8 protein-coding genes are annotated in these 10300 nt (G+C 35.9%); 4 read left to right on the forward strand and 4 right to left on the reverse strand.

Annotated features, from left to right (window positions below; genetic code table 11):
- Positions 1-496: 496 nt before the first annotated feature.
- Positions 497-2248 (forward strand): serine/threonine protein kinase, encoded by a 1752-nt coding sequence (locus tag CUN59_RS08690; RefSeq protein WP_104387473.1) that lies wholly within the window; start codon positions 497-499, stop codon positions 2246-2248.
- A gap of 230 nt (positions 2249-2478) precedes the next feature.
- Here CUN59_RS08690 and CUN59_RS08695 read toward each other — a convergent pair whose 3' ends face one another.
- From CUN59_RS08695 to CUN59_RS08705, 3 genes are all read right to left on the reverse strand, one after another.
- The gene (locus tag CUN59_RS08695; RefSeq protein WP_243406902.1) at positions 2479-2841 is read right to left on the reverse strand and encodes a leucine-rich repeat domain-containing protein; all 363 of its coding nucleotides are present in this window, start codon (positions 2839-2841) and stop codon (positions 2479-2481) included.
- Positions 2842-3109: 268 nt separating this feature from the next.
- Positions 3110-3748: a leucine-rich repeat domain-containing protein gene (locus CUN59_RS08700; RefSeq protein WP_104387474.1), complete on the reverse strand. Its 639-nt coding sequence runs from the start codon at positions 3746-3748 to the stop codon at positions 3110-3112.
- A 317-nt stretch (positions 3749-4065) separates the two neighbouring features.
- Positions 4066-5595 carry a thymidylate synthase gene (locus CUN59_RS08705; protein ID WP_104387475.1) on the reverse strand — a complete coding sequence of 510 codons (1530 nt, stop codon included), beginning with the start codon at positions 5593-5595 and terminating at the stop codon, positions 4066-4068.
- Positions 5596-5719: 124 nt separating this feature from the next.
- On the opposite strand from CUN59_RS08705, the gene ggt reads away from it, so the two are divergent.
- The 3 genes from ggt to CUN59_RS08720 all read left to right on the forward strand — a co-directional run bounded on the left by ggt (position 5720) and on the right by CUN59_RS08720 (position 9719).
- Positions 5720-7447 (forward strand): gamma-glutamyltransferase, encoded by a 1728-nt coding sequence (gene ggt, locus CUN59_RS08710; RefSeq protein WP_104387476.1) that lies wholly within the window; start codon positions 5720-5722, stop codon positions 7445-7447.
- Between the two features lie 185 nt (positions 7448-7632).
- The gene (locus CUN59_RS08715) at positions 7633-8841 is read left to right on the forward strand and encodes a NupC/NupG family nucleoside CNT transporter (RefSeq protein WP_104387479.1); all 1209 of its coding nucleotides are present in this window, start codon (positions 7633-7635) and stop codon (positions 8839-8841) included.
- A 143-nt stretch (positions 8842-8984) separates the two neighbouring features.
- Positions 8985-9719 carry a phytochelatin synthase family protein gene (locus tag CUN59_RS08720; RefSeq protein ID WP_438501811.1) on the forward strand — a complete coding sequence of 245 codons (735 nt, stop codon included), beginning with the start codon at positions 8985-8987 and terminating at the stop codon, positions 9717-9719.
- A gap of 57 nt (positions 9720-9776) precedes the next feature.
- Here CUN59_RS08720 and CUN59_RS08725 read toward each other — a convergent pair.
- The coding region (locus CUN59_RS08725; protein WP_104387478.1) for a DUF4276 family protein at positions 9777-10300 on the reverse strand (524 nt) is incomplete at its 5' end.

A 10300-nucleotide genomic window follows, 5' to 3' on the forward strand; every position in this document is an offset into this window, starting at 1 on the left:
TATGAAGTTATTGATTGATTATCATAGGACTTACGCAAGATGTAACTGCAACCCTGATTATTTCGTAGGGGTAATTCATGTAGCTTGCTTCCCGAAGGGTATTACCCCTACTTTCGTTCTATTTTGCGTAAGTCCTGTATCATTGCAAATAATTAGGGTTTGCTGAAAAAGTCTTTTCGTGAGGGCTAGGAGTCAGGAGTCACCGAGTCACCGAGGAAGAATTAGGAGGAGATAAGAATAGTCTCGAATCTGAGAAAGTGATAGGTTTTTTAATGGTTTCAATGCTTATTCCTTGCACCTAATTCACTTTTTTAAGCCTGAAACTCTTAATATATCTAGGTTTTTGGTTTATTCAGCAAGCCCTAATTAAGTAAACTTTACGCAAAAATACTTAAACTAATCTTAAAAATTACACATTCCGAATTCTTAGCTATCATTCCGGAAAATACTAGCCGATGTCAGAAAAGATATGTAAGGAATTCTGAGTTACGAGATCATGAACAAGCAGATGATCGGCACAGTATTACAAGATCGTTACCAAATAGTTCAACCACTCAGCGCCGGAGTGTTTGGGCAAACATATCTTTCCGTAGACAGATATCATCCAGAAAAACCCAGATATGTTATTAAACAACTCAAAGTTAACAACTATCAATCTACCTCCTATTTTGATTACCTAAGATTGCGGTTTTTAACAGAAACAGAAACCCTCAAAAATCTAGGTCGTCATTCACAAATTCCTGAATTGATCACTTGTTTTGAAGAAAATGAACGATTTTATTTAGTACAAGAATTTATTCCCGGTAAATCTTTAGCCGGCGAATTACCTAACAAACCCAAAAGTCCCGGTAAATGGAGTCAAGCTGATATTATTAAATTTCTAGAAGATGTCTTATGTATTCTTGATTTCGTTCACTCTCAAGGCTTTATTCATTGCAATATTAAACCAGAAAATTTAATTAGACGGGCAATAGATGGCAGATTGGTGTTAATTAATTTCGGCTCAATTCAACCCATAGACTTTAGTTTAAAAACAGAATTATCTATAGATCAAATTCCCGTTACTCCCTTGGGTTACATTCCTCCAGAACAATTTATTGGCCAAACTCAGCCTAATAGTGATATCTATTCCTTGGGCATAATTGCTATTCAAGCTATTACAGGACTTTCACCCCTGCAATTAGAAATTGATCCAGAAAACAATGAAATAGTTTGGTGTGATGATGATACACCCATTCATGATTATTTAGTTGCCTTCCTGAATCAGATGATCCGTTCTAAATACCAAGAACGGTTTCAATCTGCCCATGAAGCCCTATGGGTACTCAAAAATATACAATGGGAAACTCAGCCCACAGAAATACCAATCACAGAAACTCCATTATATCAAAGTATTGAATCCACCGCAAATGAATCACAAGCATTACTAGCAGGAATGCGATTAGGTTTATTAATTAATTCCGTGCTAATTGGTGTGGGAGCATATTCTTTATTTAATAGTTCTCAAGCTTATTCAGCCACAGAAACTTTATATAAAGCTATAGAAAACTATCAATTGGGTGATTTAAAACAAGCCATTAATTTAGCCCAATCTATCCCCAATTATAGCAATGTTTACCCAGAAGCCCAAGCCTCCATTAAACAATGGCAAAAGCAATGGGACAAAAATTCACAACATTATTTTTTAGCTGAACAAGCTTTAAAACAAGGCCGCTGGACAGAAGTATTATATCATATTCCTAAAGTTCCAGCTAATTCATATTGGCAAGCAAAAATTCAATCCTTAGTTGAAGAAGCAAAAACTAATATAGAGGAACAAACACAAGCTTTATTAACTAAAGCCTATGCCAAAGCAGAAGAAAGAGATTTTGCCACAGCTTTATATTACCTCAAGCAAATACCTGAAGAAAGTTCCGCAGGTAGGATAGTTAAACAAAAATTATCTGAATACAATCAGAAAGGCCAAGTTAGATCAAGATACTATTTATATCAAGCTTATAATCAAGCCTCCATAGGTGATTTTTTTGGTGCAATTAAACTCCTAGATCAAGTTTCCCAAGATAGTCCAATGTATCCCCAAGCAAGAAAGAAAATACAAGAATATTCCAAAAAAATCCGTCTGCGTAATCAACAACAAGAATTAGCTAACCTCAAACCAGTCACCATATCCAGCAAAAAAACCACCGTTCAAACTAAAGGATATTTGCCAGCAGATGATTATTTGCGAGAAATAAATATTAGGCACTAAATTCTCTAGCAATCCTATTTAATATGTGTTGACGTAGCCTCCCGTAGGGATACATGGCCGCAGTCAGATCCCCGACTTATCTAAGAAGTCGGGGATCTTGAGATATGATTTAGTAGAATAGAATTTTTTGCTGAAATTTACATTTACATTTTTAGTCTAATAATATTCAGTGAAATTGAGTATTTTTCTGGTGCGCGAACAAGTTCATCAACAACCAAAATAAAATTAGACTAAAAGCTACAAATAGACTCAGCTTGAAAGGGACATTGTTTAGAGATAAGTGAATTTTTCCCAAGGTCAAGAGAAGTCAAATTAGTCAAAGTAGACAAAGGTTTGATATCGCTGATTTGATTTTCCCGAAGGTCAAGAGAAGTCAATTTAGTTAGCGTTTGATTAGCTTGACTACAATTTTGGGTTTTGGCAACTTTTAATAATGCTTCTACCGTTCGTCTCGTCTCTTGAGGTAAACTGGCTTTTTGTTGACACCATTCTGTAAAAGTCTTAGGTGTTTTTATAGGTGCTGCGGTGACTTTTGGGGTATAAAATCCTAAAGTCAGGGTAAAAATAGTGGTTACTACTAAACTTAGTTTCATGATTTTAGTAATAAAAAGTTATGGTGATTTTATCATGTTGTCGTTGCTAAAATAAATCTACTGTTATTTTTCTGATACCATGACTCAGAATTGAACGCAGATAAACGTACTGAATTAGTTAGATTTGCGATAAAACATGATTTAGTAGAATAGGATTTTTGCCTAAGTTGACATTTTTAGTCTGGTAATATTCTTGGAGGCAGGTTTTTTCCATGGCTGCTATCTTCTGCCTCACATATCACTCTTGTCAATACCCCGACCTGAATCCTTACTTACAAATAGACTCTGGATACAGGGGACATTGTTTAGAGGTAAGTGGATTTTGCCAAAGGTCAAGATAAGTCAAATTAGTGAGATTGGACAAAGGTGCGGTATCCCTGATTTGATTTTTATTAAGGAGAAGTTCAGTCAAATTAGTCAGGTTAGACAAAGGTTTGATATCGCTGATTTGATTTTCTGAAAGGCTAAGATTGGTTAATTCAGTGAGATTAGACAAAGGTTTGATATCGCTAATTTGATTTCTCCAAAGGCCAAGAATAGTCAAATTAGTGAGATTAGACAAGGGTTTGATATCGTTGATTTGATTTTCTGAAAGGAAAAGAGTAGTCAAGTTGGTCAGAGTAGACAAAGGTGCGGTATCGCTGATTTGATTGTCATGAAGGTTAAGTTCAGTCAATTGAGTCAGCGTTTGATTAGCTTGACTACAATTTTGGGCTTCGGCAAAATTTTGGGTTTTAGCAACTTTTAATAATACTTCTACAGTGTGTCTCGTCTCTTGAGGTAAACTGGCTTTTTGTTCACACCATTCTGTAAAAGTCTTGGGTGTTTCTACGGTTTGAGTAATCACTAAGGTATAAAATCCTAAAGTCAGGGTAAAAATGGCGATCGCTACTAGACTTAGTTTCATGATTTTAGTTATACAATAAGAGTCCACAGTAATTTTATCATGTTCTCAATGTGGGTTTAATAGTCATTGCTTTGTCAAAAAGATCCCATATAGGTTCTATAGGACTTACCCAAGATGTGACTGAAAACCTAATTCTTGGGTAGGGGTAATTCATGAATTACCCCTACTTTCGTTCTCTTTTGCATAAGTTCTAAGCATATTTAGTTTTTGGAAATGTGATGTTTATTGCTAATGTTGGGTTTCGTTCCTCAACCCAACCTACATTATGTAATGACCTGTAAGTCGGGAATCGGGAGTTATTAAATTTACCCGACTCCCTACTCCCGACTCCCTACTCCCAAACGCCTTACAGGTTTATCTTGCTCATAAATAAACTGTTCTTTCATTAATAAAGCCATTTCGGCTTTTTGCAATTCCACGCCTAAATAGAGTGCATGGGAAACTTGTAAACCAGGACAGTCTGCAAATATTTGCTGAGAAAGTTTATGTGCAGATTTACCACAATAACAGTTAACTACTTCCCCAGATCCGGGAGTTGTATGTTCTACAACAATAGAACCATCCTGAATAGTAATAATAAAACTACCCGCAGGATCAAAATAGTCTTTTCTTTGAGTAATTTTAGTATATTGGGAGGAAATTACATTGGTAACATTTTCAAAACAATCATCGTAAATATGCGCGCTTTGACTAATGGTAATTAATGTCCCCATTTTTAATGGATGGTGAGTTTTTTTAACTAAAGAATTATAAATATATTTTTGTAAAGCCCTTAGTCCCATGGCATTTGCTGGCCACGCTGAAAACATATCGTTGCTGCGAAAAGTGGCGGTTAAAGATAGTTCGTTGTCAACTATTCTCACCCAAATATGATTAAGGCAAGGTGGACTATCGTTATCATCTTGACTAACATCCCATAGGGACATCACTGCCCTAGCTGAATCAATATCTTTTGCCAATTTCTCGATGACTTGTTCAATTTGATCCTTTCCAAACCAAGAACGTAGACGTTGTCCATAAGTATATTTTACCCCTTCTTGGTTGGTTGCGTCATCTAAAACTTGGGAAATATATTCTTGTAAAAAGCTTCTGTTTATTGGTAAATAATTGGGTTCAGGAAAGTAGAAATCGTCGGGTTCATCGGTGACGACTGCCATTAAATTTATTAATTCTTGCCATTTGCCATCATGGCTAGTGGGTCTAATTGTTCCTGTGGTTTTAATTCTGTGAATGATTTTTACCCAAGTTTCGGCAATGGTTTTACCTTCAATTCTGTGTCCGTAGCGTGTTCCTGGTAAAACGCTTGACTCAATTGTGGTTATGGGAAATTCTACGGGTGTTCCCCACGGTGGCAAGGTTTCTTTTTGGGCGTAATATTTAACTTTTTCAACAGCATCAGGGATTGATTTTGCGTCTTGAATTTCTATGGAATGGCGTAATTTTTCAATGGATTTTATATCAATGTCAATGTCAATATAACCAGAAATTGGAGAACAAATTACCCAAGATTTTCGCCCAGTATTGCTAACACCTTCTTCCACGCCATGACGGAAAAAATCTCCTAAACATTGACAAGCACCTGCATTTTGATCTTCTTTAGTAGCATTGAGAATGACTAAGTAATGAACATGGGGATTTAATAATAAATTGCGAATTAGTAAGTTTATACCTCTGGTTGGTGAGTATAGTTGACCAATTACAGCGTACTCGTTTGAATGCAGATATTTAGCTACAGATTGCTTTACTGTCCATCCAGTGATGACTGCCGTTTGTCCACTGCCATAGATTAACTGGTTGGGTTTATGCTTTGCTGTGTAATCAAAATCAAGTTGAGTAAGTTGTCCCATCTGTGTGTTATTCTTGGCTACAAATCAAGAGTCAGAATTATATCATTAGAATCTCCAGTTACAGATTTTGATGGTTACAAAAATTAACTATTTTCAAGAAAACTTTAGTGACTCTAAGTGAAAAATGACAGTTATTACCAAAACCCAAGGCCTAATTATTTCCTTTATTTCCCTAACTGCTATCCTCACCAGTCAGGCAGTGTCAGCTACCATTATCCTACCCCTACGCACTAAAAAAGGCATGGTAGTTTCTGCTAACTCCTTAGCAAGTGAATCTGGACTTTCAATATTAAAAAAAGGCGGAAATGCGGTAGATGCAGCAGTAGCCACAACCTTGACAATTTCCGTAGTTGAACCATTCTCCGCAGGTATTGGTGGAGGTGGTTTCTTACTATTTTATTCTCAAAAAACAGGGGAAATAAAAGCTTTAGATTTTCGGGAACGCGCACCTATAAAAGCTACTAGAAATATGTATTTAGATGCTAATGGTAAAGTCCGGTCTGGTGCGAGTACGGATGGTTATTTAGCAGTAGCAACTCCCGGAACTGTCGCGGGTATGTATGCAGTACATCGTCGTTATGGTAAGTTACCGTGGCAAGAAGTTGTTAAACCTGCAATTTCTCTGGCTAAAAATGGATTTATTATCAGTGATAGAGTTTCTTGGCGTTCTTTTTCAGCTTACGAAACCCGTAAAAAAACAATACTAAATAACCCATCTGCCAAAGATATATTTACCCGCGATGGTGAATATTATCAACCGGGAGAAAAGTTAATTCAACGTGATTTAGCTAATACATTAGAAGCCATTTCCCAAAACCCTCAAAGTTTTTATACTGGAAAAATTGCCCAAACCATCGCTGATGATATGGCAAAAAATGGCGGTTTAATTACTCTAGAAGATTTAAAAGCTTATAAACCAATTTGGAGAAATCCTGTATGTGGGAACTTTCGTAAAGCTAAAATTTGTTCTATGCCACCTCCATCATCTGGAGGTATTCATCTATTACAAATTCTGAATATTATTGGTGATACAGATTTACAGTCTTTAGGCTGGCATCACCCTAATGCGATACATTTAATGGTAGAAGCAATGAAGATTGCCTATAGCGATCGCGCTAAATATTTAGGTGATCCTGATTTTGTGAAAGTTCCCATTCAACAATTAATTAGTCCAACTTATGCTAAAAAACGTCGTCAAGAAATTAATATGAAAATGACGACACCATCAACAGAAATAAAATCAGAAATTAAAATATTAAAAAAACACGAATCAATAGAAACCAGTCATTTAAATGTAGTTGACGCAGACCGAAACGCCGTGAGTTTAACCTTCACAATTAACACAGGTTTTGGTGCAGCAATAGTCACCCCAGGAACAGGAATACTTTTAAATAATGAAATGGATGATTTTACCGCCGCCCCAGGAATAGCCAATTCCTTTGGTTTAATGGGTAATGAAGCTAATAGTATCGCCCCTCAAAAAACGCCTCTTTCTAGTATGACACCTACCATTATTACCGAGAACAATCGCTTTAAAATGGCTGTAGGTGCGCCCGGTGGGAGTACAATTATTACCCAAGTATTGCAAGTGATTTTAAATGTTTTGGAATATAAAATGGATATAGGTGCAGCAGTTTCTGCTTCACGCATACATCACCAATGGCTACCTGATGAATTGCGAGTGGAAGCATGGAGTTTAGATGCCTTAACCTTAGCAGATTTACGCCGTCGAGGACACAAAATCAAAGAAATTGCACCGTGGGGTAATGGAAATGCGATCGCCGTTACAGAAGATGATACTTTAGAAGCAGCAGCAGATCCTCGTGGTGAAGGTTTACCTAGAGGTTACTAAGCAATTAATAATTGTAAGAATTCAGGAGTCAGGAGTCATAATATTTGTTTATAGCAGGAATCATTCATCAATAAGTTTTTTTATCATTATTTAAGAATGACTCCAAAACTCTAATTTATTGTGAATTCTGTATTTTCTATCCTGAATCCTTACTAAAAATTTACAATTCATTATTGACAATGCCAATAGAACGTGCTATTTCAGTGCTAGGAATCTGCATTTTTATCGCCATCTCCTACGCTATTTCTGTTAACCGTCAGGCTATAAGGTGGCGTACAGTTGCTTGGGGATTAGGGTTAGAATTTATTTTAGCTTTAGTCATTCTTAAAACTTCCTGGGGATTGAATTTCTTTAAATCTTTAGGAAATATCGCTGGTAATTTTTTAGCTTTTTCTGATGTTGGTGCAAAATTTGTCTTTGGTGAAAACTTCAAAGATCATCTTTTTGCCTTTCAAATTCTGCCCACAATTATCTTTTTCTCATCATTTATTAGCATTCTCTACCACTATGGAATTTTACAAAGAGTAGTCAATGGACTAGCTTGGGTAATGATGAAAACCATGAAAACATCTGGTTCTGAATCTTTATCCTGTGCGGGCAATATTTTCTTAGGTCCAACAGAAGCAGCACTCATGGTTAAGCCCTATGTAGCAGATATGACCCAATCTGAATTACACGCTGTGATGACAGGTGGTTTTGCTACCATTGCCGGCGGAGTATTAGGTGCTTATTTATCTTTTGGTATTCCCCCAGAACATTTAATTGCCGCTTTTTTTATGACTTCTCCTGTTTCTTTGATCGTCTCAAAAATCATGTATCCAGAAACAGAAATATCAGCAACTACAGGGAAAGTTCACGTAGATATCAAAACTAATCATGTTAATGTTATTGATGCGGCAACTTCTGGGGCAATAGAAGGGGTTAAATTAGCCGTTAATGTAGGTGTAATCATCATTGCTTTTTTGAGTTTATTAGCTGTTATTAATGCCTGTTTTGCTTGGGTGGGAACTATGGTAGGATATCCCCAATTATCTCTAGAATGGATATTATCTTTGATCATGTTTCCCGTCGCCTGGTTAATGGGTATACCTTGGTCTGACTGTGGACAAGTTGGGGCATTATTAGGGAAAAAAACAATTCTTAATGAGTTTATCGCCTATTTAGATTTAGGAGAAATGATCAAAAAAGAAACCATTTCTCAAAGATCAATAATTATTAGCACCTATGCTTTATGTAACTTTGCTAATATTGGTTCTATAGGAATTACTATTGGTGGCATGACAGGAATAGCACCCAACCGTCAGAAAGACCTAGCCAGAATGGGTTTAAAAACGATGTTTGGCGGATTATTAGCAGGTTTTATTACTGCTAGTATTGCGGGAATTTTGATTTAATCCAAATGAAGTAAAAAGATCCCCGACTTCTGTGATCAATTTATTATTTACGGACAAAATTAATATCAGAAGTCGGGGATCTGGGGTATGAACAAGTGCTATAGTTGAACCCTTCCATTTTGAACATTAAATTATTAGGAAATATGACCATGAAAATCACTTCTATCAAAACATCAATTAAATTTTTACTTTTTGGTATTTGTTTAACTGGAAGTAATGTTTTTGCCCAAACCTTACCTCTAACCCCTAACTTAATTGGTTTTGATACACCTGAAGGGGAAACATTATTAATTTCTAGTCAAGCAAAGAATGATTTTTTCCCATTAAGCACACAATTTGTTACCCAAAATAATCAGGCATATTGTGGAGTTGCAAGTATGATCATGGTGCTAAATAGCTTAAAAATTACTGCACCAGAAGCACCACAATATAAACCATTTCGGTTTTTTACCCAAGATAACTTTTTTAGCAATCAAAAAACTAAAAATATAGTCAGTCCTGAAGTGGTTTCTCGTCAAGGTATGACCTTAGATGAATTAGGAGGATTGTTAGGAATTTATAATGTAAAAGTTAAAGTTTATCATGCTGGTGATACCAATTTAGAAGAATTTCGCAAATTAGCCGCAGAGAATTTAAAACAACCAAATAACTTTGTTATTATTAACTATTTACGGAAAGAAATAGGACAAGAAAGAGGGGGTCATATTTCCCCTTTAGCAGCATATAATCAGTTAACAGATAGATTTTTAATTATGGATGTTTCCCGTTATAAATATCCACCAGTTTGGGTAAAAACAGCAGATTTATGGAAAGCTATGAATACTGTAGATACAACATCCGGTAAAACGCGGGGTTTTGTCTTCGTGAGTCGAGAATGATTCTTGTCTGAATCAGGATTTGCAGGATGAGTAAACAATGTCCTATAATTTCCTGATTCATGGAATTAAATCACCTTGACATAACTTAAGAATAGTGTTGATAAACGCCTTGAATTCAGGACATTGATTAATAGAAACCATCAAATCTTGGTCTTTCAAAATTCTGGCAGCATCACGAATTTTATTATAACTGCGTTGACACTTACCTGTTTCAAATATTTCTTTAATTCGATATGATGGTGGATTGCCATGATTAACCTTTTCCGGTATACTTCCTGGTAGTGATTTATTAGATATTGCTAATTTCTGAATTCTTGACCAATAAGGTAATAACCAAGCTTCAAAATCATGCTGTGCTACATGGGGATAGAAATTAGGATTATTCCCTACCCAATCACTCATTTTAGCTTTAGCGTCTGCTGCATCTTGAAAATCATTTGTTCCTGTATAAACATCAGTTAAGGCAATTACCGCATCAAAAGCATCTTTACCTATCAATAAATTATCAACAATTCGCTGGAGTTTATCTCTTTTGGGAATACGTCCATCATGTGATATAAATTGGCTCTTCCAGACTAAAT

It is taken from the genome of Cuspidothrix issatschenkoi CHARLIE-1 (genome assembly GCF_002934005.1).
Classification (GTDB): domain Bacteria; phylum Cyanobacteriota; class Cyanobacteriia; order Cyanobacteriales; family Nostocaceae; genus Cuspidothrix; species Cuspidothrix issatschenkoi.